We start from the raw sequence: 22,856 nt of genomic DNA, 5'->3' as shown, positions 1-22,856 counted from the left end.
GGGCTCCCCTTAGATCTCGAGCGCTTTAGGCTGTTGAGCCGTATGCGGATGCGTTGCTTCGGCGTAGACCTTCAGCTTCTTGATCATCGCGTAGCCGAGCGGACCCTTCGGAAGCATGCCCTTGACAGCCTTCTCGAGCGCACGGCCCGGGAAGCGCTCTTGCATCTTGCCGAACGTCGTTTCGTAGATGCCGCCCGGGTAGCCCGAGTGACGATAGTACTTCTTGTCCGTGGTCTTGTTGCCGGTGACCTTCAGCTTGCCGGCATTGACGATGATGATGAAATCACCGGTGTCGACGTGCGGGGTAAATTCAGGCTTGTGCTTGCCGCGAAGACGGCGTGCCACTTCGCTGGCGACACGGCCGAGAACCTTATCCGTCGCGTCAATCACGTACCATTCGCGCGTCACCTCTTCGGCTTTTGCGGAAAACGTCTTCATGATCGATCCAAAAAATTGAATTGCCCTTGAACTTGGCGTTGTTCGGCCCTGCTTATTGGGTGCGTTCGCAGGACATTGATGCCTTCCCACGACGCTTGCAGGCTCTCACAAGCCTCTCTCCGCGGGCGTGTGGCGAAGAGAACTTTGAATTATATAGGGAAATCAAGCACTGCGTCAAAGGGGGCGGTCTGGACCAGGTCGCATCGCTCATGGAAAGCTAGGAAACGGGCGAGGCGCAAAACCGAAGGACGAAAAAAAGCCCGGGCAACTGAGGCTCGGGCTTAATCCACCAAAGGAGGAGGTGGAGGAGACAAAGTCGAGTATAGGCACGGTCATGCTGCGAAGCAAGAAGATTTGCATCATGAAATTTCATTTCATTATTCGAAATGGAGGAATGGATTGTATCCATTCTATTTTTCTCTTTTGATTCAGCTATTTGACGAATTTTTCATCCCGACCAAGCGCCAATTTCTGCGTCTATAGCTTGCCCTCGACTTGTTTTTTACCCGGGCCTTGCACGCTCAAGAGCGCCCTTTCCCGCCCGTCAACCCGGAAATGTGCGTAAGCCGCTCGCAGGCCGAATGCGACGACCCGTTACAATGATTCCCTCTGTAACGAAGCGTTGAGCAGCTGGAGCCTGAGCATGGAATGCAAAGTGAGCTGGATGGGACAAGACGGCATGGCCTTCGCTGCCGAAACGGGCAGCGGCCACCTCGTGAACATGGACGGCGCGCCGGAAGGCGGCGGCCGCAACCTCGCGCCGCGGCCGATGGAAATGGTGCTGCTCGGCACCGGCGGCTGTACCGCCTATGACGTGGTGATGATCCTCAAGAAGAGCCGCCAGGAAATCCAGGACTGCTCGGTCACCCTTAAGGCCGACCGCGCGAGCGAAGATCCGAAGGTCTTCACGAAGATCCACTTCCACTTCACAGTGACCGGCAAGAACCTAAACCCGGCGACAGTCGAACGTGCCATCAACCTGTCGCACGACAAATACTGCTCGGCGTCGATCATGCTGGCGAAGAGCGGCACGGAACTGACGCATTCGTTCGACATCGTCGAAGCGTAATCACAGCGCGCCTAAAAACAAAAAGAGCCGACGTCGCAAGACGCCGGCTCTTTTTTCGAATAACGACAAAGCGGGCCGATAAGCCGGATTCTGTGCACGCACCGGCCGAAACCGGCGCACGTGGCAATCATTCCTCTAGACGCGCCATTGCTGACGCGCTCAAGCTTCCTACCCGCAGACGAACGGGGGCACCGTCCTGCATCGCGAAGATGCTTGCCTGCCTATTTGGAATTGCTCCGGGTGGAGGTTACCGTGCCGAAACGCCTCGCGACGTTCGCGGTGCGCTCTTACCGCACCGTTTCACCCTTACCTGATCTCCGGACTTGCGCCCGAAGCCATCGGCGGTTTGCTTTCTGTTGCCCTGTTCCGCGTGTTGCCACGGATGGCCGTTAGCCATCACCCTGCCCTGTGGAGTCCGGACTTTCCTCGCCCTCTTCGGTCGAAACCATCGAGGCCGCGATTGCCTGGCCCGCTTTGCGGCATCGATTCTAACATCCGCCTAGCGCCCGACCGTCCGGCGTCCCGACCGAAACACCGTGGCATCGTCGTAGAAGGCGGCGCCCGCATTTGCGTCGCACCAGCCCGGCACGCCCATCACCGGCAACGGCGCGAAGGCGCGGCTGTCGAACGGACCAGCGGCGATGCGCGTCGCGACACTTTCATCGATGAGCGCGCGGCGGCCGTCATCGTCCAGGGAGAAATAACACAAGGGCACCTCGACAATCCACGCGTGCCCCGTGCACGCCTTGTACGGCGCGACGAGCTTCTCCAGCAAGGCATGGCCGAAGATGCGCACCTCGCAACGCGTGCCCCACGCCGCGCGCCCGCCGACGAACAGCGCGCGCCAGTCGAAGGCGCGCAGGGCATCGGTGAGCGCGGCATCGGCGGAGACGAAAAATACGGCGTTTTCGTCGAAGAGCGTGAGGGCATCCCGCACGGCGCCGCGCGTGGGACCGATGCCGAGCGCCGCAATCTGCTCCGCCTGGCGCGCGTTCAGCGCCGCCTTGATGCGCGGATACGCGAACCACATCGACGCGTTGAAGAAATCGTGCAGGTTGTGGCGTGTGGGCACGCAGCCGGTCTCGGCAATGTGCCCTTCGTAGGACGCACCGGCCGGCAGAGCGTCCTGCCCGATGAACGCGAGCCGTGCGCCGCGTCCCGTTACGTGCGCGGTATCCAACGCGTCCGCATTCAGCACCGCGAGATAGTCGGCATGGCCGTCCAGTGCCGCCGCTTGCCAGCGCCTGCCGCGCGCCTCGATGGACGCGAGCCACGGCCGCGTCCAGTCGATGTCAGCGAAACCCGCGCTCACGCCCGACGTTTCAGCTTGCGTCCGCGAAACGCCAGCCGATGGTCTCGCCGCCGCGCAACGGCACGATGGTCGCGTCGCCGGCGGTGAATTCCGCGGGCAGCGTCCACGCGCCGCGTTCCAGCGTCACGGTTTCCTTGCTGCGGGGCAGGCCGTAGAAGTCCGCGCCGTGGAAGCTCGCAAAACCTTCGAGTTTATCGAGCGCGCCAGCCTTGTCGAAGCTCTCGGCATACAGTTCCAGCGCGTGCAACGCCGTGTAGCAGCCCGCGCAGCCGCAGGCATGCTCCTTCAGTCCCTTCGGATGCGGCGCGCTGTCCGTGCCGAGGAAGAAACGCGGATTGCCCGACGTCGCCGCCTCGACCAGCGCGACGCGATGCGTCTCGCGCTTGAGCACCGGCAGGCAGAAGTAATGCGGCCGCATGCCGCCGACCAGCATGATATTGCGGTTGTAAAGCAGGTGATGCGCGGTGATGGTCGCGCCAATGGTGCCATCGGGCCCTTCGGCCTCGCGCACGTAGTCGGCGGCGTCCTTCGTCGTGATGTGTTCGAACACGACCTTGAGCGCCGGAAAATCGCGGCGCAGCGGCGTCATCACCCGGTCAATGAACACCTTTTCGCGATCGAACACGTCGATGTCGCCATCCGTGACTTCGCCGTGGATCAGCAGCGGCATGCCGCTTTCCTGCATCGCCTCGAGCGTCTTTGCGCATTTCCCGAGATCCGTGACGCCCGCGTCCGAATTGGTCGTCGCGCCCGCCGGATACAGCTTCACGCCATGCACGAAGCCACTCGCCTTCGCGCGACGGATTTCGTCGGGCGGTGTGTTGTCGGTGAGATAGAGCGTCATCAGCGGCTCGAAACGCGCGCCGGCGCCGTCTTTCGGCAGCGCCGCCAGGATGCGTTCGCGGTAAGCGCCGGCCAATTCGGTCGTGGTGACCGGCGGCTTGAGGTTCGGCATGATGATCGCGCGGCCGAACTGGCGCGCCGTGTGCGGCAGCACGGCCGCGAGGGTGGCGCCGTCGCGCACGTGCAAATGCCAGTCGTCGGGGCGCGCGAGGGTGAGCGACTGAATCGAGGATGAAGGTGCGGACATGGCGAGATGACGGGGAACGTTGGAATAGGGCAAGCCACGCGAGCACAGGGAAAATCCGCCGTGGAAATTGCACAACGCGTGCCGTTATGAGCGGTTGCGCGATTTTTTCGCGCTTGCCTCGGTGATATGCTTGTCGGACGTATTGTAACAACCCGTTCAGGGCGACAGCCCGCCTGCCTCAGCGACATGTGCCAACTTCTCGGAATGAATTGCGCCGAACCCACGGACGTGACGTTCTCGTTCACCGGGTTTGCAGCGCGCGGCGGCGTAACCGATCATCACGCCGACGGCTGGGGCATCGCATTCTTCGAGGACAAGGCCTGCCGGCTGTTCATCGACCATCAGTCCTCGGCCAGTTCGCCTTTGGCGGACATGGTCAAGCGCTATCCGATCAAGTCCAAGAACACCATCGCCCACATTCGCAAGGCGACGCAAGGGCACATCCTGCTGGAGAACTGCCATCCGTTCATGCGCGAACTGTGGGGCCGCCACTGGATCTTCGCGCACAACGGCGACCTGAAAGGCCATGCGCCGGAACTGACCGGCGTCTATCAGCCGGTCGGCACCACGGATAGCGAACTGGCTTTCTGCGCGCTGCTGCAAGGCCTGCGTCGCCAGTTCCCCTGCTCGCAGCCGCCGCTGGACGAACTGTTCGACGCCCTCGCCGAACTCACGCGCGACATCACGCAATACGGCGTGTTCAACTTCCTGATGTCGAACGGCCAGGCGCTGTTCTCGCACTGCTCCACCCATTTGTACTATCTGGTGCGCAGCTGGCCGTTCTCGACGGCGCATCTGATCGACGCCGACATGTCCATCGACTTCGCCAAATACACGACGCCCGAAGATCGCGTGGCGGTGATCGCCACGTCGCCGCTCACGGACGACGAAATCTGGACCCGCTTCGCCCCGGGCGATCTCGCGATGTTCCAGTGCGGCGCGCTGGCGCGCACGGTGAACGTGCCGGTGCCGGAGGCGGTCGCGAAGAAAGCGGCCGAGCCGCTTGCGAAAGCCTGCGTCGGCTCGGCGCTGCAGATCGAGGCCATGCGCAGCACGGCCACGGTCGAATCGGAACTCGGGATCGAGTGAGATAAAAAAACGGCGCTTCGAAAGCGCCGTTTTCATTTCGCATTACGCGGTCAAGCTCAGTGCAGGATCTTCGCGAGGAAGTCCTTCGCGCGGTCCGACTTCGGATTCGCGAAGAACGCTTCCTTCTGATCGTCCTCGACGATCAGCCCGCGATCCATGAAGATCACGCGGTTCGCCACCTTCTTCGCAAAGCCCATTTCGTGCGTCACGCACATCATGGTCATGCCTTCCTGCGCGAGTTCGACCATCACGTCGAGCACCTCGTTGATCATCTCCGGATCGAGCGCGGAGGTGGGTTCGTCGAAGAGCATCGCGATCGGGTCCATCGAGAGCGCGCGCGCAATCGCCACGCGCTGCTGCTGACCGCCCGACAACTGGCCCGGGAACTTGTCCGCATGCGCGCGCAGACCCACGCGGTCCAGCAGCTTCAGCCCCTTTTGCGTCGCTTCGTCGTTCGAGCGGCCGAGCACCTTGACCTGCGCGAGCGTCAGGTTCTGCGTGATCGTCAGATGCGGGAACAGCTCGAAATGCTGGAACACCATGCCGACCTTCGAGCGCAGCTTCGAGAGATTGGTCTTCTTGTCGGTGAGCGACTGGCCGTTGATCGTGATCTCGCCCTTCTGGAACGGTTCGAGACCGTTCACCGTCTTGATGAGCGTCGACTTGCCCGAGCCCGACGGACCGCACACCACGACCACCTCGCCCTTCTTCACTTCGGTCGTGCAGTCCGTCAGCACCTGGAACTGCCCGTACCACTTGGAAACATTCTTGATAGAGATCATCTTGCGACCTTTTTCTGAAGACTTTTGACGAGGGCCGACGCCACCACGCAAATCACGAAGTAGCAGGCGCCCGCGAACAGGATCATTTCGACGGACGTGCCGTCGCGGTCCCCGATGTTCGTTGCCGTGCGGAAGAAGTCCGCGAGGCTGATGACGTACACGAGCGACGTATCCTGGAACAAAACGATGGCCTGGGTAAGCAGCAGCGGCACCATCGCGCGGAAGGCCTGCGGCAGCACCACCAGCTTCATGGCCTGGCTGTAGGTCATGCCGAGCGCGAACGCGGCGTTCACCTGGCCGCGCGGCACGGCCTGAATGCCGGCGCGGATGATTTCCGAATAGTACGCGGCTTCGAACAGCGAGAACGCGACCATCGCCGAAGCGAGGCGGATGTCGATGTCCGCCGACAACCCAAGCACGTTCTGCAGCAACTGCGGCACGATCAGGAAGAACCACAGCAGCACCATCACGAGCGGAATCGAGCGGAACAGCGTGACGTAGGTGCTCGCGAACCATTGCAGCGGCTTGACGCCCGAGAGCCGGAACAGCGCGAGCACGGTGCCCCAGATGATCCCGATCACGATGGCCAGCACCGTGATTTGCAGCGTGATCTTCGCGCCGGTCATCAGCGTCGGCCAGGACGCGAGGATGTCATTCCAGTTGAAATGCATTACTTGCCTCCGATGTAGCCGGGCAGGCGGGTTTTCGCCTCGAGCAGGCGCATCAGCTGCATCACGACGAGATTGATGATCATGTAGGCGATCGTCACCGCGATGAACGACTCATAGGTCTGCGCCGTGTAGTCGACGAGCTGGCGGGCTTGTGCAGACAGATCGAGCAGACCGATGGTCGACGCCACCGCCGAGTTCTTGAACACGTTGAGGAACTCCGACGTGAGCGGCGGCACGATGATGCGGTACGCGACCGGCATCAGCACGTAGCGGTAGGTCTGCCATTCGGTGAAGCCCATCGCGAGGCCCGCATTGCGCTGGCCGCGCGGCAGTGCGTTGATGCCCGAGCGCACCTGTTCGCACACGCGCGCGCCGGTGAACAGCCCGAGACAGATGATCGACGATGAAAAGAACTGCGCCGACGGCGGCAGTTGCTTGAACCAGTTGCCCCAGGACACGGGCAGCAGTTCCGGAATCACGAGGTACCAGACGAAGAACTGCACGATCAGCGGAATATTGCGAAAGATCGCGACATAGACGGTGCCGATGGCCGCCAGCTTGCGGTTCGGGACCGTGCGCAGAATGCCGAACAGCGAGCCGACCACCAACGCGATCACCCAGGCGGCGAGCGACACGGTGATCGTCACCCAGAAGCCGGAGATCAGCCAGCCGAGATAGGTCGTGGGCTCGCCGGTCGAAACGGGACTCAGCAGAACGCCCCAGTTCCAGTGATAAGACATGGACTCACTCCAAAAAGAAACGGAAGAAGCAAGCTCCTTCCGTTTCGTTCGTTCGATACTCGAAGCGGTTAGTCGATGGCCTTGTCATTCGGGCTCTTGTAGAGAGCCTTGATGTCATCACTTTCCGGGAAGTTGAGGTTGAGACCCTTCGGCGGGATCGGGCTTTCGAACCACTTCTTGTAGATCTTGTCGGCGTCGCCCGAGGTTTCGACCTTGGCAATCGCGTCGTCCACGACCTTCTTGAACTCCGGATCGTTCTTGCGGATCATGCAGCCGTACGCTTCATGCGACTGCGGCGCACCGACGATCACGAAATCGCCCGGGTTGTTCGACTTGGCGCGTTCGCCGGCAAGCAGCGCATCGTCCATCATGAAGGCCACCGCGCGGCCGGTCGACAGCGTCAGGAACGACTCGCCGTGATCCTTCGCGCTGATGATGTTCATGCCCATGTTCTTGTCCTGGTTCATCTTGCGAAGCAGGCGTTCGGACGTGGTGCCGGCGGTCGTCACGACCGTCTTGCCCTTCAGGTCGGCCCAGTCCTTCACGCCCGACTCCTTCTTGGTCATGAGACGCGTGCCGATCACGAAGATCGTGTTCGAGAAGGCCACTTGCTGCTGGCGTTCGGCGTTGTTCGTGGTCGAGCCGCACTCGATGTCCACCGTGCCGTTCTGCACGAGCGGAATGCGGTTCTGCGAGGTGATCGGCGTCAGCTTGACCTTCAGGTCGGACATGCCGAGCTTCGTCTTGACGGCCTCGACCACCTTCATTGCGAATTCGTGGGAATAGCCGACGACCTGTTGCTTGTCGTCATAGTACGAGAAAGGAATGGACGATTCGCGATGCCCCAGCGAGATGACACCCGTGTCCTTGATCTTCTTCAGCGTGCCGGCGTCTTGCGCGTAGGCGCCCGTTGCGATGAAACCGAGCGCGGCAACCAGCAGCGCAGCCTTTTTAATCTTCATGTGTTCGATCTCCTGTGGCGAAAAACCGGGCCAAGTTTAGCAGGGTAATTATTCTGAAAGAATGATTGTTAACCCACTCCGTCTTATTTTTAAGACGGATGGCCGCCCGATTGCGACGGCGCATGTTACTGGCGTTTTTTGACTAACGCATGGCGTGTTACATCTGCCGCGCCCGCCTGTAGTTTTCATGCAAATGCGTGCGGCATTCGGTCAAAAGCCGCACGCATGAATCAGTGAGCGAAGCGCGGGTCCGCCTCCTGCGGACCGCTCACGTGCTGACCGCTTCCGCGTACCGAATCAGGGATACAGGCCGCGCATCTCGCGCGCCTGGAGGATCCGCGAGCACGCAACGATGAACGCCGCCGTGCGCACCGACACCTGATGCTCGCTCGCCACCTGCCAGACGCCAGCGAAGGCTTCGCGCATCACGCGTTCCAGACGCTGGTTGATCTCGTCCTCGGTCCAGAAGAAGCTCGAGAAGTCCTGCACCCACTCGAAGTACGACACGGTCACGCCGCCCGCATTGGCGATCACGTCGGGAATCACGAGGACGCCCTTGTCGGTCAGGATGTCGTCCGCCGCCGTGGTCGTCGGGCCGTTCGCGCCTTCCACCACGATCTTCGTGCGGATCTTGCCGGCGTTCTTCTCGGTGATCTGGTTTTCGAGCGCCGCCGGGATCAGGATGTCGCTTTCGATCATCCAGAATTCATCCGCCTGTACCGGATCCGCGCCCGCGAAGCCGCCCACGCCGCCGTTCTGCGCAACGTGCTCCAGAAGCGCGACGGTATCGATGCCCTTCGAGTTATGCAGCGTGCCGGTGTGATCCTGCACGGCGATCACGCGCGCGCCCGCTTCCTGGAACAGCTTGGCCGCGATGCCGCCCACGTTGCCGAAGCCCTGCACCGCGATGCGCGCGCCTTCGATCTCCATGCCGATGCGCCGCGCCGCCTCGCTGCCGACCACGAACACGCCGCGTCCGGTGGCTTCCTTGCGGCCGAGTGAACCGCCGAGCGAGATCGGCTTGCCGGTGACGACGCCGGTGGCCGTCTGCCCCTGGTTCATGGAGTAGGTGTCCATCATCCACGCCATGATCTGCTCGTTCGTGTTCACGTCCGGCGCGGGGATGTCCGTGTTCGGCCCGATGATGATGCCGATCTCGCTGGTGTAGCGACGCGTCAGCCGTTCGAGTTCGCCGCGCGACAGCGTGCGCGGATCCACGCGGATGCCGCCCTTCGCGCCGCCGTACGGCACGTTCACGGCGGCGTTCTTCACCGACATCCACGCGGACAGCGCCATGACTTCCGACAGCGTCACGTCCTGGTGGTAACGCACGCCACCCTTGCCGGGGCCGCGCGACGTGTTGTGTTGCACGCGATAGCCTTCGAAGTGCGCGACGGTGCCGTTATCGAGTTCGATCGGGCAGTCGACGACGAGGATGCGCTTGGGGCGCTTGAGGGTTTCGAGCCAGCGCGAGAGAGAACCGAGATAGGGAGCGACGCGATCGACCTGCTTCAGATAGTTGCCCCAAGGACCGAGATCATCGGCATTGAGGTACGACGGGATGGCATGTTTGGCGTCCGGCGTTTGCGCGTTCGACGAAGACATTGAGGCTCCAGCGGTGAAGGAATGCAGCCATTGTGGAAAAACGGGGTCTGCAAATCCAATGCCGGTTTTTTATCCCGTCATGCGTTTCGCGCATAACGTCTGCAAGCCTTACGTGGCGGCGGTTTCAGCCGCCTTGAGCAGCTCTTCGTTGACCGCGTCCCAGAGCGCGCGCATCAAGGCCTGGCGCGGCTCCTCGCCCGGCAACGCCAGCTTGTCGCGATACAGCCGGATGTCCATGGTCAGCGTGAACTGGCCCGCGGGCGTGCCGCGCGTGCCCCGGTCGAGGCGGATGAGCCGGCCCTCCTCCACCGCATCCTCCACGGCGCTGTGCGGCAGGAAGGCGATGCCATGGCCCGCGATCGCCATGGCCTTGAGTCCTTCGGCCATGTCCGTTTCATAGACCTTGTCGAGATAGAGGCGTACGGGTGAGGTCGCGATGATCGTCTCGGTCATGCGTCCGAGGTACGCGTTCGGCGTGTACGACAGATAGGGCACCGGCGACTCGGCGGACGCGGGCAGCGTGAAGCGCGCGCGGCCGCCTTTCGTCACCGCGGAGAACGGGCTGATCGGTTCGGTGCCGAGCGTGAGCATGTCGTAGCGCGCGGGATCGAGCGCCACCGGATGACTCGGATGGTGATAACCCATCACCAGATCGCAGCCGCCTTCCACCAGCGACAGCACTGCGTCGTGCACGTTGAGCGCGCGCAGGCGGGTGCGGATACGGCCGAGCCGCGCCTCGATATGTTCCAGCCAGCGGGGAAAATACGTCAGCGACAGCGTATGCGGCACGGCGAACTCGATGGTCGCCGCCGGCACGCCGCCCTGGCCGCGCAACAGCGTGCGCGCCTCGTGGAACTGCGAGAGCATCGCGAGCGCCTGCTCGTAGAAGACCTGGCCGGCTTGCGTGAGCCGGGTCGGATAGACGGAACGGTCGATCAGTTCGGTGCCGAGCCACGCTTCGAGCGCCTGGATGCGGCGTGAGAACGCGGGTTGCGTGATGTGCCGTAATTCAGCGGAGCGGCTGAAGCTGCGCGTCTCCGCGAGTGAAACGAAGTCTTCGAGCCATTTGAGTTCCATGCTTCGTCGTGTGCGCAATGCGCCTGTGGCAGCAAAACACGCATTTTATCGACACGCCTGCACTCTGGCGGCGACGCGGTCTTCAGACCCTCGCCGTATCCCGCTGATCCGCCGCTTCTCCCGCCTTCTGCTGCTGCAACGCCCACATCTGCGCGAAGAGTCCGCCTGCATCGAGCAATTCGGCAAAGGTGCCGCGTTCCACGATGCGCCCGTGATCCATCACGATGATCTGCTGCGCATGCACGACCGTCGAGAGCCGATGCGCGATGATCAGCGTGGTCCGCTCCCGCGCGATCGAATCCAGTTCGCGCTGAATGGCGCGCTCGGATTTCGAATCGAGCGCGGACGTGGCTTCATCGAAGATCAGGATGGGCGGGTTCTTGAGCAGCGTGCGCGCAATCGCGACGCGCTGCTTTTCGCCGCCCGACAGCTTCAGCCCGCGCTCGCCGACCGGCGTGTCGTAACCCGCTGGCAAAGCCTCGACGAAATCGTGAATATGCGCCGCGCGCGCCGCCGCGATCACTTCGTCGCGACTCGCGGAAGGACGGCCATACGCGATGTTGTAATAGATCGAATCGTTGAACAGCACGGTGTCCTGCGGCACGATGCCGATCGCCGCGCGCAGCGAATCCTGCGTGACGTCGCGAATGTCCTGTCCGTCGATGCGGATGGCGCCGCCCTGCTCGCGGTCGAGATCGTAGAAGCGGAACAGCAGGCGTCCGAGCGTCGACTTACCCGAGCCGCTGTGCCCGACCACGGCAGTCGTGGTGCCGGCGAGAATCGTGAAGTCGACGTCATGCAGGATGGTCCGCGCGCGTTCGTAGGCGAAGCTCACGTGCTCGAAGCGCACTTCGCCGCCGCGCACGGCGAGCGGCTGCGCATCCGGCGCGTCGGGCACTTCGCGACCCGCGCCGAGCAGCGTGAACATGCGGTCCATGTCGGTCAGCGCCTGCTTGAGCTCGCGATACACGACGCCCAGGAAATTGAGCGGGATATAGAGCTGCAACATGAAGGTGTTGATCAGCACGAGGTCGCCGAGGGTCAGGCGTCCCGCCATCACGCCCTGCGTCGCGCGCCACAGGATGAACACGAGCCCGACGCCGATGATCGTCTGCTGGCCGAAGTTGAGCATCGACAGGGAGCGCTGCGACTTGATCGCGGCCGCGCGATAGCGCTGCAAATTCTCGTCGTAGCGGCGCGTTTCCCATTCTTCGTTGCCGAAGTACTTGACCGTCTCGTAGTTGAGGAGAGAATCGATCGCGCGCGAATTGGCCTTCGAATCGAGGTCGTTCATCGTGCGACGGTAATGCGTGCGCCACTCGGTGACCTTCACGGTGAAGACGATGTACGTCACCAGCGCGGCCCCCGTGACGATCGCGTAATACGCCTCGTATTTGGTCACGAAGAACGCCAGCACGAGCCCGACTTCGACGAGCGTCGGCAGGATGCTGTACAGCGAGTAGGACACGAGTTGCTGGATGCCGCGCGTGCCGCGTTCGATGTCGCGCGACATGCCGCCCGTCTGCCGCTCCAGATGAAAGCGCAGCGACAGCGCATGCAGATGCCGGAACACGCGCAGCGCGAGTTGCCGTACGGCGCTTTCGGTGACCTTGGCGAACAGCAGTTCGCGCAGTTCGGTGAACAGCGAGGTAGAGAGGCGCGCGGCCGCATAAGCCACCACCAACAGCCCGATCCCGCCGATCAGCACGACACCCGGCGCATCCGTCGCGCGGCCGAGCGCGGTCAGATGCTGCACGGAAGACAGGCCATCGACGATCTTCTTCATCACGATCGGCACGCCCAGGTTCGCGACCTTCGCGCCGATCAGGCAGGTCAGCGCGAACGCGACGCGCCATCTATACGTGGTGAGATAAGGCAGCAGCGAGCGGATCGTCTGCCAGTCGTTGCGCGGGCCCTGGGGCACGGGCCCGGGCTCTCGGTTGGACGTGCGGCGCATGAGTATCGTGGGGCAAGCGCGCCGCTTCCAGCCGGAAGGCGGCGCCGGGTAAGGCATCGGTCGTCGGGGCGGGAGCCGGTCTCGCGCAGGCTTTCCCGTACAATTTACGGCAAGCGCCCGGCGCCGCTGCAGGTTGCCGCGCGGCCGGAAGCGCATCCATCAATCGGCATTGTCGCAGAAGGCCCAAGGGGCCGCTTGCGCCGGCCGCCCGCTCCTCCCTCGCCAACCGGATACCCTGTCATGACCGACCAATCCAATCTTCCCCAGAAGCAGGTCGCGCTGCGCGTCGTGCCGCAACCCGCCGACGCCAACGTCCACGGCGACGTCTTCGGCGGCTGGATCATGGCGCAGGTGGACATCGCCGGCTCCATTCCCGCAAGCCGCCGCGCCAACGGACGCGTCGCGACCGTGGCGGTGAATTCGTTTCTCTTCAAGCATCCGGTGTTCGTCGGCGACCTGCTGAGCTTCTATGCCGACATCGTGAAGACCGGCAACACGTCGGTCACCGTGTCGGTCGAGGTTTATGCGCAGCGCATGAGCCTCGCTGAAGAAGTCGTCAAGGTGACGGAAGCCATGCTCACCTACGTCGCGACCGACCGCGACCGCCGTCCGCGCGTGCTGCCGCCGCTCGACTGACACGCGTCAGTTCGGCAGCACGCCCTGTTGCAAGAGGCCGGGAATGGCCTCGTGCGGCATCGGGCGCGAGAAGAAGTAGCCCTGCATTTCGTCGCAGTCGCGTGCGCGCAGGAATTCGTGTTGCGCGGAGGTTTCGACGCCTTCCGCGATCACCTGCAACTCCAGCGAATGCGCGAGCGCGATGATCGCCGAGGTGATGGTTTCGTCATCGCTCGACGCGCCGATGTCCGCGACGAACGAGCGGTCGATCTTCAGTCGATGCACCGGAAAGCGCTTCAGATAGGACAGGCTCGAATAGCCGGTGCCGAAGTCGTCGATGGCAATGCCGATGCCCAGCGCCGACAGCTCGGACAGCATCGTGATCGCTTCCTCGGCGTTGCGCATGATCGCGCTTTCGGTGAGTTCGAGTTCGAGAAAGCGCGGCTCCAGTCCGGTTTCGTCCAGCACGGAGGTGACCAGCCGCGCGATATCGCGTTGCTGGAAATGGCGCGCCGACAGATTCACCGACACCCGCGCGGCCGGCAGGCCGGCGTCCTGCCAGGCCTTGTTCTGACGGCACGCCTCGCGCAGCACCCACTCCGACAACGGCCCGATCAAGCCGCTCTCTTCCGCGACCGGAATGAACGACGCCGGCGACACCAGCCCTTGGTCCGGGTCGAGCCAGCGCACGAGCGCCTCGATGCCGACAATCTGCCGCGTCGTCATGTCCACCTGCGGCTGATAGTGCAGCAGGAACTCGCCGTCGCGCAGCGCTCGCCGCAGACGGCGCTCGAGGTTCATGCGCGCGCCGACGCTCGCATTCATCTCCGGCTGGTAGAACTGATAGTTATTGCGGCCCATGTCCTTCGCGCGGTACATCGCGAGGTCGGCCTTCTTCATCACGGTCTCGGCGTCGTCGCCGTCCTGCGGATAGAGACTCGCGCCCATGCTGCAACCCACGTACAGCTCGGTGTCGTCGATCCACACCGGCTCCGAGATCGCCGCGCGCGTGCGCTCCATCCATGCAATCAGGCCGGCTTCGTCGGTCAGGTCGGGCAGCACGATCACGAACTCGTCGCCGCCGTGGCGCGCAACGGTGTCGCTCGTGCGCGCCGTGCGTGCGAGCCGTTCCGCGATCACCGCAAGCAAGCGGTCGCCGACGCTGTGGCCCAGGCTGTCGTTGACGTTCTTGAAGCCGTCGAGGTCCATGAACACGACCGCGATCTTCGTCTCGCGCCGCCGCGCCGCTTCGATGGCGTGCTGCAAGCGGTCCTTCAGCAGGTTGCGATTCGGCAGGCGCGTGAGCGTGTCGTAGTTCGCCTGGTATTCGAGCTCTTCCTGATAGCGCATCAGGTCGGTCACGTCGTTGATGATGCCGATGTGATGCGTCGTCAGTCCCTGCGCGTTCGGCACGGGTGCGACGAACAGCTGGTTCCAGAACAGCGCGCCGTCCTTGCGATAGTTGCGCACCACGACGCTCGCTTCGAGATTGACGTCGAGCGCGCGACGGATCGCCGTGAGGCCGTCCTGCTCGCCATCCGGTCCATGCAGGAAGCGGCAATCCTGGCCGATCACTTCGCTCGGGTCATAGCCGGTGATGCGCTTGAATGCCGGATTCGCATACTCGATGACATTCGCGCCGTCGATCACGCCCGTGATCAGGATGGCATTGACGCTGGCGTCGAGCGCGCGGCTTTGCAGGCGCAGCGCCAGTTCGGCGCGTTTGTGGTCGGTGACGTCGTGATACGAGCCGAGCACGCCGATGGTCTGCCCTTCGCCGTCGAGCAGCGGCAGCTTGCTGGTGACGAGCGTGCGCAGCTGCTCGCCGATCACGATGTCGCGCTCGAAGTGCATCTTCGGCACGGTCGTGACGATGACTTCTTCGTCGTCGGCACGCACGAGATCCGCAAGCGCGCCCCACGGCAATTCGTAATCCGTCTTGCCGATGACCTGCTCGTTGTACGCGAGACCCGCGTCGCGCGCGAAGGCGTTGTTGCAGCCGAGATAGCGCAGGTCGCGATCCTTCCAGAACACGCGTTGCGGAATGTTGTCGATGACGGCTTCGAGCATCTCGTTCGAACGGCGCGCCTCGGCTTCCGCATTGATGCGGTCGGTCACGTCGTTGGCCAGCATGAAGATGCCCGGCCGGTTCGAATACACGAGCGAGTGATGCGACACGTCGGCGGCGACGATCGCACCGTCCCTGCACCGATAGCGCCACACGCCCGCCGACGCCTGTCCCGCATTCGCCCGCTCGCCGCTCTCGCCCGCGCTGCGCGCGAGCCGGGCGGCGAAGCTGTCGAAGTCGTCGGCGTGATGCAGGTCGCGCAGCGTCATGCTCAGGAACGCCGGTTCATCGAACCCGAAGTGTTCGAGCGCCGCCGGATTCACCGCGATGAAACGCATGGTCTCGCGATCGACGATCCACATCGGCACCGGATGCACCTCGAACATGCTGCGAAAGCGCTCGTTGCTGCGCTGCCGCGCCCGCTCGATGCCGAGCTTCTCGCGCGACTGGCGCTCGTTGTTGGCGAACAGATAGATCAGCACCGCGCTGCCGGCGAGCATCGTGAAGATCAGCAGCAGCATCGCGCCGCTCGATGCCTGGGCGGATTCGTCGAGCGCCGCGATGGTCGCATTGTCGATTCTCGTGCGCACCGCCGACAGTTCTTCATCGACCGCCTGCTGGTCTTCGCCGAGCGTGACGAAGGCGGCGTCGGCCCAGGCGCGGGACGCATCGGGAGAAGCATGACGGGCATGCTCGAATGCCTGATTGGCGTCGTGCCGCAGCACGGAAGCGCGCGTGGCGAGCGCCTCGAACGCGCCGCTCATGCCGGGCTCCGCCGAGATCTGCGCGCGCAGGCCGCTTTCGAGTGCGTCGAGGTGAGCTTCGCGCTCCAGATGCCGTGCTTCGGTTTCAGCCACGCCGGTGGCCTCGAAGCGGCTCAGTTCGGGCAGCGCCTCGCCGAGCGTGCTGCGATAGGCGCCAAGATCGCGCATGAGGCTCATCGAGCGCAGGGTGTGGGCATCGCTTTCGCGCAGTCCGCCAATGCGTTCGCAGGCGACGAAAGCGTTTGCGCCGAGCGCGGCCAGCACGACGGCGATGTTGACGAGCAAACCCCTGGAGAGCAAACGAGTCATGCGGCGGGCGTATCCCTTTGGTGCGCGTCGAACGCGCCTCGAAGAGACGCGCCCACGCGGTTGCGCGTTGTGAGAAACGCTCACATCGCGACTATTGGATAACGCCCAATATCGGCAGCAACGGCCTCGTATTTAGGGCTTCTTGCCGAATAATATGATCAATGCAGCAGCAAAACGTTTGCGAGTGCGCTTCGTCATTCCACGAGGCCGAACTCGTGCATGGCCGGCAGGAAGTCGTGATTGACCTTGTCGGTATTGCGGGAGAGTTTGGCCAGCGCATAACGCTGGAAGCGGTCGAGCCGGCCCCAGTGCGACAGACTCGGCGCGCTCACGCCGCACAGGCTGCTTTGACGAATGACGGTCTCGGGCACGGCATCGGCGTGAGCCCAGACGGGTTCAGGATCGCGCTCGATCTTTTCAGGCGCGGTGTTCGCATGCGTCTTCATCATCTCTTCGAGCGCGAGGTCGAAATTCTTCTCGACTTCGGCTTCGTCTTCGATGGGAAAACGCGCCAGCAGCACGCGATCGTCATACGGAAGCTGCTGCCACTCGTCGAGCGTGATGCGCATGCCGAAGCGATCGAGATTGAAGCGCACGGCAAGCGGAATGAAGCGCAGATTCTCCGAAGATTCGACTTCGAATCCAAAGAGTCGCGCGGCGTCATAAAGTCCCATAACAAGCCTCGTTGGATTGAGGGCGTGCGCGACGCGCAGTGCCGCCTTAAGTTATTGTAGGGCCTTGGATCTGGCTGGAACCGTTGCAAACAAGCCGCTGGGCGCACCTTGAAAAACGCGCGAACAGCACGCACAGGCAGCAAGTCGCATACCCGACTTTACTCGAAGAAGCGGTCAGGAGCAGTAAAAGTGAGCCAACTCGAAATCGACGATCAACCCGGCGACGATCAACCCGGCTTCGTCGAGCGTCCGGTGCGCCGGCATCGCGCGGGCGCAAGCTCGGTGGCGGCCGACCAGGTCGGCCAGGAATGGCCGGTCGCGCTGGTGTACAACGGCATCTCGCACGCGGTCATGATGGGTACGCCGCGCGACCTTGAAGCGTTCGTCGTGGGCTTCTCGTTGACCGAGGGCATCATCGAACGCGGCAGCGACATCCATGACATCGAAGTCACGTTTCACGATCACGGCGACGCGCTGCCGCATGCCGAAGTGCAACTGCAGGTTGTGCAGCAGTCGTTCATCGCGCTGAAGGACAAGCGTCGCGCCATGGCCGGCCGGACCGGCTGCGGCGTGTGCGGGATCGAGAGCATCGAGTTGCTGGACCTGCAACCCGAACGCGTGCCCGACACTGGTTTCCTCGCGCGTCTCGCGCCCGATGCCATCGAACGCGCGGCACGCGAACTGTCCGCGCATCAGGTGCTGTCGAAGCTGACGGGTGGCCTGCACGCCGCCGCGTGGTGCGATGAAAGCGGCGCGATCCGCTGCGCGTTCGAGGACGTCGGGCGTCACAATGCGCTCGACAAGCTCATCGGTCATCTGGTCCTGCAGCGGCAGGACACGACGCAAGGCTTTGTGTTCCTGTCGAGCCGCGCGAGCTACGAGCTCGTGCGCAAGTCGGCGCGCGTCGGCGTGCCGATGATCGCGACCATCTCCGCGCCTACGTCACTGGCTATCGCGATCGCGAAACAGGCGGGCTTGCGGCTCGTCAGCTTCGCGCGCGAAAACAGCTTCGTCGAATACGACGTCGAGTGAAGCGGCTTGAAGCGGCTCATTCGAACTGGCTGAAGTCCGGCTTGCGCTTCTCGAAGAACGCCTGGAACGCCTCGCGTGCCTCGGGCGCGGCCAGCATGCGAGAGAAATGCGCGGCTTCGTCGGCCATGCGCGCGGTCACTTCGACGGACTGCGCACCCTTCATCAACGACTTGGTCACGCGCAGCGACGACGCCGGCAGCAGTGCGAGCCGCCTCGCTTTTTCGAAGGCATAGGCGTCGAGTTGCGCGGCATCGATCGCGCCGTTCACGAAGCCCATCGCGATCGCCTCGTTCACGTCGAACGCCTCGCCCAGCAGCAGCTTTTCCGCCGCGCGCTGATAGCCCGCCACGCGCGGCAGCAACAGACTCGATGCCGCTTCCGGACACAAGCCAAGCTGCGCGAACGGCAGCGAGAACTTCGCGTTCGGGCTGGCGTAGACGAGGTCGCAATGCAGGAGCATCGTCGTGCCGATGCCCACCGCCGTGCCGCCTACCGCCGCAACCAGCGGCTTGGGAAAGGCGCTCAGGCGCCGCAGGAACTGGAACACGGGCGCGTCGAGGCCCTTGGGCGGATCGTTCAGGAAGTCGTCGAGATCATTGCCCGCGCTGAAGATGCCGCCGTTCGCGCGCAGCAGCGCCGCGCGCACGGTCGGGTCCATCTCGGCTTCATACAGGCCGTCGGCCATTTCCTGATACATCGGCGCGGTGATCGCGTTCTTCTTGTCCGGACGATTGAGCACGATGCTCAGCACGCCGTCCGCGCGTTCGATCTGAATCTCCATGCGCTGCCTCCTTGTGCCGGCGCGCGAGCCTTGGCAGAACGCCGGCTCGCGCACCGTTCGCGTCAAAGCCGTTCGATGATCCCCGCCGCGCCCATGCCGGTGCCGACACACATCGTCACCATGCCGTACTTCAGGTTGCGCCGGCGCAGGCCGTGGACGACGGTCGCTGCGCGAATCGCGCCGGTCGCGCCGAGCGGATGGCCCAGCGCAATCGCGCCGCCGAGCGGATTGACCTTCGAGGTATCGAGACCCAGATCGCCGATCACCGCGAGCGCCTGAGCGGCGAAGGCCTCGTTCAGTTCGATCCAGTCGAGATCGTCCTGCTTCAGGCCGGCTGCCTTCAGCGCGGCCGGAATCGCTTCCTTCGGCCCGATGCCCATGATCTCCGGCGGCACGCCGCGCACCGCGAAGCTGACGAAGCGCGCGAGCGGCGTCAGGTTGAACTGCTTCAGGATCTTCTCCGACACGACGATCAGCGCGCCCGCGCCGTCCGACGTCTGCGAACTGTTGCCGGCCGTGACCGAGCCTTTATTCGCGAACACGGGACGCAGCTTGCCGAGTCCTTCCACCGAGGTCTCGGCGCGCGGACCTTCGTCGAGTGCGATCTCGCGCGTGTTGATGCGCACCTGGCCCGAGGCGAGATCCGGAAAGCGTTCGTTGAGCGTATAGGCGGCGATCTCGTCGGCGAATTCGCCTGCCTGCTGTGCAGCCAGCGCGCGCCGATGCGACTCCGCCGCGAACACGTCCTGTGCCTCGCGGCTCACCTTCCAGCGCTCCGCGACCTTCTCCGCCGTCAGCCCCATGCCGTACGCGATACCCACGTCCTCATTGCGCTCGAAGATATGCGGTGACAACGAAGGCTTGTTGCCCATCATCGGCACCATGCTCATCGACTCGCAGCCGCCCGCGATCATCGCATCGGCCTCGCCGACACGGATGCGGTCGGCCGCCATGGCGAGCGCCGTCAGGCCGGACGCGCAGAAGCGGTTCACCGTGACGCCGCCGACCGTATTCGGCAGGCCCGACAGCAACGCGCCCATGCGCGCCACGTTGAGACCTTGTTCGGCCTCCGGAATCGCGCAACCGACGATGGCGTCCTCGATCACGCTCGTATCGAGTCCGGGCACTTGGGCGACGGCGTTCCTGATCGCGTGGACCAGCAATTCGTCCGGGCGCGTGTTCCTGAACACGCCACGCGGGGCCTTGCCGATCGGCGTGCGGCTCGCGGCGACGATGTATGCGTCTTGCAGTTGTTTGCTCATTGTGTGCAGCTCCTGTATGTCGCTATGTCGCGCGCCTCAGTTACGAACCGGCTTGCCGGTCTGCAACATGCCCATGATCCGCTCCTGCGTCTTCTGCGTGCCGAGCAGGTCGACGAAAGCGCGGCGCTCCAGCGCGAGGAGCCATTCCTCGTCGACGAGACTGCCCGCCTCCACGTCCCCGCCACACACTGCTTCCGCGATGCGGCTCGCGATCAGATAGTCGTGGTCGCTGATGAAACGGCCGTCGCGCATATTGACGAGCGACGCCTTGATCGTCGCGATCGCCGAGCGGCCCGCCACCGGCACCTGCTTCACGCGCAGCGGCGGCCGGTAGCCGGCATCGCTCAACGCGCGCGCTTCCTTCTTCGCGATGTCGAGCAACTCGTGCACGTTGAAGACGATGGTGTCGGTGGGCTTCAGATAGCCCATCGCGCGGGCATCGAAGGCGGAGGACGAGACTTTCGCCATCGCGGCGTTTTCGAACGGCTTTTGCAGGAACTTGAGCAGGTCGCTGGTGGCGTTGACGGCGGCGGCCGCCTCCGCCGCGCGCAACGCCGCTTCCTTCAGGCCGCCGCCCGCCGGCACCAGACCGACGCCCACTTCAACCAGCCCGATATAGCTCTCGACGTGCGCCACACGCTTCGCCGACTGCAACAGCAGCTCGCAGCCACCGCCCAGCGCGAGGCCGGACACCGCCGCCACCACCGGCACGTTCGCGTACTTCACGCGCTGCATGCCTTGCTGAAACTTCGCGACGAACGGCTCGATACCCTTGGCGCCGCCCATCATGAACGCGGGCATCGCCTCTTCAAGATTCGCGCCTGCCGAGAACGGCCCGCCAGGCGTGCCGAGCTGCAGCGAGGTCGGCTGCCAGATCACCACGCCGCGATAGTCCTTCTCGGCGAGTTCGATAGCTTGCGTGAGGCCGTCGATCACACCCGGTCCGATCGTGTTCATCTTCGTCTTGAACGAGACGATCACGATGTCGCCCTGCTCGCCGTCGAGCCATGCGCGCACGTTCTCGGTCTCGAACAGCGTCTTGCCGTAGGTCTTCGGATCGGCGCCGGTTTCGCCGACCAGCGGCGCGCGGAACACCTGCTTCTCGTAGACCGGCAGCGTCGAGCGCGGCACGAAGCGGCGTTCAGACGGCGACCACGATCCTTCGTCCGAGTGCACGCCCTTCTCCGCGACGGGGCCGTCGAGCACCCACGCCGGCAGCGGCGCGTTCGAGAGCGCACGGCCTGCGTCGATGTCTTCCTGCACCCACCGCGCGACCTGCTGCCAGCCTGCCGCCTGCCAGCTTTCGAACGGCCCCTGGTTCCAGCCGAAGCCCCAGCGGATCGCGAGATCGACGTCGCGCGCGTTGTCCGCGATCGATTCCAGATGCACTGCGATGTAGTGGAACACGTCGCGGAAGATCGCCCACAGGAATTGCGCCTGCTTGTTGTCGGTCTCGCGCAGCAGCTTGAAGCGCTCGGCGGGCGGACGCTTCAGAATGCGGCCGATCAGCTCGTCGGCCTTCGCGCCGCCCTCGACGTATTGCGCTGTCTTCGGGTCGAGCACCTTGATCGACTTGCCTTCCTTGCGATAGAAGCCCGCGCCCGTCTTCTGGCCGAGCGCGCCGTTCTTCACGAGCGCTTCCAGCACGGGTGGCGTCTTGTACACCGGGAAGAACGGGTCGTCGGGCAGGTTGTCCTGCATCGTCTTGATGACGTGCGCCATCGTGTCCAGGCCGACGACATCCGCCGTGCGGAACGTCGCCGACTTGGCGCGGCCCAGGCGCGCACCGGTGAGGTCGTCGACTTCGTCGAAACGCAGGCCGAACTTCTCCGCTTCCGCGATCACCGCGAGAATCGAAAACACGCCAACGCGATTCGCGATGAAATTCGGCGTGTCCTTCGCGCGAACGACACCCTTGCCGATCACGCTCGTCAGGAAGGTTTCGAGCTGGTCGAGAATGGCCGGTTGCGTCGCCGCGGTCGGGATCAGTTCGACCAGATGCATGTAGCGCGGCGGATTGAAGAAGTGCACGCCGCAAAAGCGTGCCTTCAGCTCGTCCGAAAAGCCCTCTGACAGTGCCGTGATCGACAGGCCCGAGGTGTTGCTCGCGAAGATCGCGTGCGGCGCGAGGTGCGGCGACACCTTCTTGTAGAGATCGTGCTTCCAGTCCATGCGCTCGGCAATCGCCTCGATCACGAGATCGCATTCGGCGAGCTTCGCGATGTCGTCGTCGTAGTTCGCCGGATCGATGTAGTGCGCGTCTTCCTTGATGCCGAACGGCGCGGGCGACAGCTTCTTCAGGTTCTCGATGGCCTTCAGCGCAATGGCGTTCTTCGGGCCTTCCTTCGCGGGAAGATCGAAGAGCAGGACGGGCACGCGCGCGTTGATCAGGTGCGCGGCAATCTGCGCGCCCATCACGCCCGCGCCGAGCACGGCGACTTTGCGAATGTTGAGGGTGCTCACGGGTAAGCCTCCGGGATTACGGGTTTGCTTCGGTTAGCTTCGGTTTGCTTCGAAATGAAAGGCGTGGCGCACGCCGCGTTCCATCGGGGAAGGCGC

19 protein-coding genes and 1 other RNA gene are annotated in these 22,856 nt (G+C 63.7%); 4 read left to right on the top strand and 16 right to left on the bottom strand.

The features are described from left to right. Nucleotides 1–9 precede the first annotated feature (9 nt). Nucleotides 10–438 carry a 50S ribosomal protein L13 gene (gene rplM, locus QCE88_RS03155; RefSeq protein ID WP_016344249.1) on the bottom strand — a complete coding sequence of 143 codons (429 nt, stop codon included), beginning with the start codon at nt 436–438 and terminating at the stop codon, nt 10–12. A 643-nt stretch (nt 439–1,081) separates the two neighbouring features. Here rplM and QCE88_RS03150 point away from each other — a divergent pair. Next, nucleotides 1,082–1,507: an OsmC family protein gene (locus QCE88_RS03150; RefSeq protein WP_309807202.1), complete on the top strand. Its 426-nt coding sequence runs from the start codon at nt 1,082–1,084 to the stop codon at nt 1,505–1,507. A 63-nt stretch (nt 1,508–1,570) separates the two neighbouring features. On the opposite strand, the gene rnpB is transcribed toward QCE88_RS03150, so the two are convergent. The 3 genes from rnpB to pyrC all read right to left on the bottom strand — a co-directional run bounded on the left by rnpB (nt 1,571) and on the right by pyrC (nt 3,909). Continuing rightward, nucleotides 1,571–1,983: RNase P RNA component class A (gene rnpB, locus QCE88_RS03145), an RNA gene on the bottom strand. A gap of 23 nt (nt 1,984–2,006) precedes the next feature. After that, nucleotides 2,007–2,819, bottom strand: a complete 813-nt coding sequence (locus tag QCE88_RS03140; RefSeq protein WP_309899096.1) for a DUF3025 domain-containing protein — start codon at nt 2,817–2,819, stop codon at nt 2,007–2,009. 10 nt (nt 2,820–2,829) lie between these two features. Then, entirely contained in the window at nt 2,830–3,909 is a 1,080-nt protein-coding gene (gene pyrC / locus QCE88_RS03135) for a dihydroorotase (protein ID WP_309899094.1), read from the bottom strand. 186 nt (nt 3,910–4,095) lie between these two features. On the opposite strand from pyrC, the gene QCE88_RS03130 reads away from it, so the two are divergent. Continuing rightward, on the top strand, nt 4,096–4,998 hold the full coding sequence (locus QCE88_RS03130) for a class II glutamine amidotransferase (RefSeq protein WP_309899092.1): 903 nt from the start codon (nt 4,096–4,098) through the stop codon (nt 4,996–4,998). Between the two features lie 56 nt (nt 4,999–5,054). Here the strand turns inward: QCE88_RS03130 and QCE88_RS03125 are convergent, their stop codons facing one another. The 7 genes from QCE88_RS03125 to QCE88_RS03095 all read right to left on the bottom strand — a co-directional run bounded on the left by QCE88_RS03125 (nt 5,055) and on the right by QCE88_RS03095 (nt 12,792). Continuing rightward, nucleotides 5,055–5,780: an amino acid ABC transporter ATP-binding protein gene (locus QCE88_RS03125; protein ID WP_309899090.1), complete on the bottom strand. Its 726-nt coding sequence runs from the start codon at nt 5,778–5,780 to the stop codon at nt 5,055–5,057. Beyond that, on the bottom strand, nt 5,777–6,451 hold the full coding sequence (gene gltK, locus QCE88_RS03120; RefSeq protein WP_309899088.1) for a glutamate/aspartate ABC transporter permease GltK: 675 nt from the start codon (nt 6,449–6,451) through the stop codon (nt 5,777–5,779). The genes QCE88_RS03125 and gltK overlap by 4 nt, the downstream gene beginning before the upstream one ends. Beyond that, complete coding sequence (locus QCE88_RS03115; protein ID WP_309899085.1) at nt 6,451–7,191, bottom strand: amino acid ABC transporter permease; 741 nt, start codon at nt 7,189–7,191, stop codon at nt 6,451–6,453. Before QCE88_RS03115 ends, gltK begins: the two co-directional genes overlap by 1 nt. Before the next feature lie 68 nt (nt 7,192–7,259). Beyond that, complete coding sequence (locus QCE88_RS03110; RefSeq protein WP_309899083.1) at nt 7,260–8,153, bottom strand: glutamate/aspartate ABC transporter substrate-binding protein; 894 nt, start codon at nt 8,151–8,153, stop codon at nt 7,260–7,262. A gap of 297 nt (nt 8,154–8,450) precedes the next feature. Beyond that, complete coding sequence (locus tag QCE88_RS03105) at nt 8,451–9,758, bottom strand: Glu/Leu/Phe/Val dehydrogenase (RefSeq protein WP_309899081.1); 1,308 nt, start codon at nt 9,756–9,758, stop codon at nt 8,451–8,453. 108 nt (nt 9,759–9,866) lie between these two features. After that, nucleotides 9,867–10,835, bottom strand: coding sequence for a LysR family transcriptional regulator (locus QCE88_RS03100; RefSeq protein WP_309899079.1), 969 nt, complete (start codon nt 10,833–10,835; stop codon nt 9,867–9,869). A gap of 82 nt (nt 10,836–10,917) precedes the next feature. Beyond that, the gene (locus tag QCE88_RS03095; RefSeq protein ID WP_309899077.1) at nt 10,918–12,792 is read right to left on the bottom strand and encodes an ABC transporter ATP-binding protein/permease; all 1,875 of its coding nucleotides are present in this window, start codon (nt 12,790–12,792) and stop codon (nt 10,918–10,920) included. A gap of 240 nt (nt 12,793–13,032) precedes the next feature. Here QCE88_RS03095 and QCE88_RS03090 point away from each other — a divergent pair, with 240 nt between their 5' ends. Next, complete coding sequence (locus QCE88_RS03090; protein WP_309830416.1) at nt 13,033–13,428, top strand: acyl-CoA thioesterase; 396 nt, start codon at nt 13,033–13,035, stop codon at nt 13,426–13,428. Between the two features lie 6 nt (nt 13,429–13,434). Here the strand turns inward: QCE88_RS03090 and QCE88_RS03085 are convergent, their stop codons facing one another. Then, nucleotides 13,435–16,548, bottom strand: a complete 3,114-nt coding sequence (locus tag QCE88_RS03085; protein WP_309899076.1) for an EAL domain-containing protein — start codon at nt 16,546–16,548, stop codon at nt 13,435–13,437. 194 nt (nt 16,549–16,742) lie between these two features. Beyond that, nucleotides 16,743–17,222: a nitrate reductase associated protein gene (locus QCE88_RS03080; RefSeq protein WP_309899074.1), complete on the bottom strand. Its 480-nt coding sequence runs from the start codon at nt 17,220–17,222 to the stop codon at nt 16,743–16,745. 189 nt (nt 17,223–17,411) lie between these two features. Here QCE88_RS03080 and fdhD point away from each other — a divergent pair, with 189 nt between their 5' ends. Then, nucleotides 17,412–18,254, top strand: a complete 843-nt coding sequence (gene fdhD, locus QCE88_RS03075) for a formate dehydrogenase accessory sulfurtransferase FdhD (RefSeq protein WP_309899072.1) — start codon at nt 17,412–17,414, stop codon at nt 18,252–18,254. A gap of 16 nt (nt 18,255–18,270) precedes the next feature. Here fdhD and QCE88_RS03070 read toward each other — a convergent pair whose 3' ends face one another. From QCE88_RS03070 to QCE88_RS03060, 3 genes are all read right to left on the bottom strand, one after another. After that, complete coding sequence (locus QCE88_RS03070; RefSeq protein ID WP_309899070.1) at nt 18,271–19,035, bottom strand: enoyl-CoA hydratase; 765 nt, start codon at nt 19,033–19,035, stop codon at nt 18,271–18,273. Between the two features lie 62 nt (nt 19,036–19,097). Continuing rightward, on the bottom strand, nt 19,098–20,297 hold the full coding sequence (locus QCE88_RS03065; protein ID WP_309899069.1) for an acetyl-CoA C-acyltransferase: 1,200 nt from the start codon (nt 20,295–20,297) through the stop codon (nt 19,098–19,100). 36 nt (nt 20,298–20,333) lie between these two features. After that, the gene (locus QCE88_RS03060; RefSeq protein WP_309899067.1) at nt 20,334–22,760 is read right to left on the bottom strand and encodes a 3-hydroxyacyl-CoA dehydrogenase/enoyl-CoA hydratase family protein; all 2,427 of its coding nucleotides are present in this window, start codon (nt 22,758–22,760) and stop codon (nt 20,334–20,336) included. Nucleotides 22,761–22,856 lie beyond the last annotated feature (96 nt).

Origin of the sequence: Caballeronia sp. LZ035 (genome assembly GCF_031451175.1) — a bacterium.
Lineage (GTDB): Bacteria > Pseudomonadota > Gammaproteobacteria > Burkholderiales > Burkholderiaceae > Caballeronia.
The sequence above is the reverse complement of the archived record's forward strand: the minus strand, read 5'-3'. Positions and strand labels throughout refer to the sequence as shown.

Bases quoted from the DNA above. Each gene is read 5' to 3' on its own strand.
- rplM (WP_016344249.1), bottom strand. From the start codon at position 438: ATGAAGACGTTTTCCGCAAAAGCCGAAGAGGTGACGCGCGAATGGTAC.
- QCE88_RS03150 (WP_309807202.1), top strand. From the start codon at position 1,082: ATGGAATGCAAAGTGAGCTGGATGGGACAAGACGGCATGGCCTTCGCT.
- pyrC (WP_309899094.1), bottom strand. From the start codon at position 3,909: ATGTCCGCACCTTCATCCTCGATTCAGTCGCTCACCCTCGCGCGCCCC.
- QCE88_RS03130 (WP_309899092.1), top strand. From the start codon at position 4,096: ATGTGCCAACTTCTCGGAATGAATTGCGCCGAACCCACGGACGTGACG.
- QCE88_RS03125 (WP_309899090.1), bottom strand. From the start codon at position 5,780: ATGATCTCTATCAAGAATGTTTCCAAGTGGTACGGGCAGTTCCAGGTG.
- gltK (WP_309899088.1), bottom strand. From the start codon at position 6,451: ATGCATTTCAACTGGAATGACATCCTCGCGTCCTGGCCGACGCTGATG.
- QCE88_RS03115 (WP_309899085.1), bottom strand. From the start codon at position 7,191: ATGTCTTATCACTGGAACTGGGGCGTTCTGCTGAGTCCCGTTTCGACC.
- QCE88_RS03110 (WP_309899083.1), bottom strand. From the start codon at position 8,153: ATGAAGATTAAAAAGGCTGCGCTGCTGGTTGCCGCGCTCGGTTTCATC.
- QCE88_RS03105 (WP_309899081.1), bottom strand. From the start codon at position 9,758: ATGTCTTCGTCGAACGCGCAAACGCCGGACGCCAAACATGCCATCCCG.
- QCE88_RS03100 (WP_309899079.1), bottom strand. From the start codon at position 10,835: ATGGAACTCAAATGGCTCGAAGACTTCGTTTCACTCGCGGAGACGCGC.
- QCE88_RS03095 (WP_309899077.1), bottom strand. From the start codon at position 12,792: ATGCGCCGCACGTCCAACCGAGAGCCCGGGCCCGTGCCCCAGGGCCCG.
- QCE88_RS03090 (WP_309830416.1), top strand. From the start codon at position 13,033: ATGACCGACCAATCCAATCTTCCCCAGAAGCAGGTCGCGCTGCGCGTC.
- QCE88_RS03085 (WP_309899076.1), bottom strand. From the start codon at position 16,548: ATGACTCGTTTGCTCTCCAGGGGTTTGCTCGTCAACATCGCCGTCGTG.
- QCE88_RS03080 (WP_309899074.1), bottom strand. From the start codon at position 17,222: ATGGGACTTTATGACGCCGCGCGACTCTTTGGATTCGAAGTCGAATCT.
- QCE88_RS03070 (WP_309899070.1), bottom strand. From the start codon at position 19,035: ATGGAGATTCAGATCGAACGCGCGGACGGCGTGCTGAGCATCGTGCTC.
- QCE88_RS03065 (WP_309899069.1), bottom strand. From the start codon at position 20,297: ATGAGCAAACAACTGCAAGACGCATACATCGTCGCCGCGAGCCGCACG.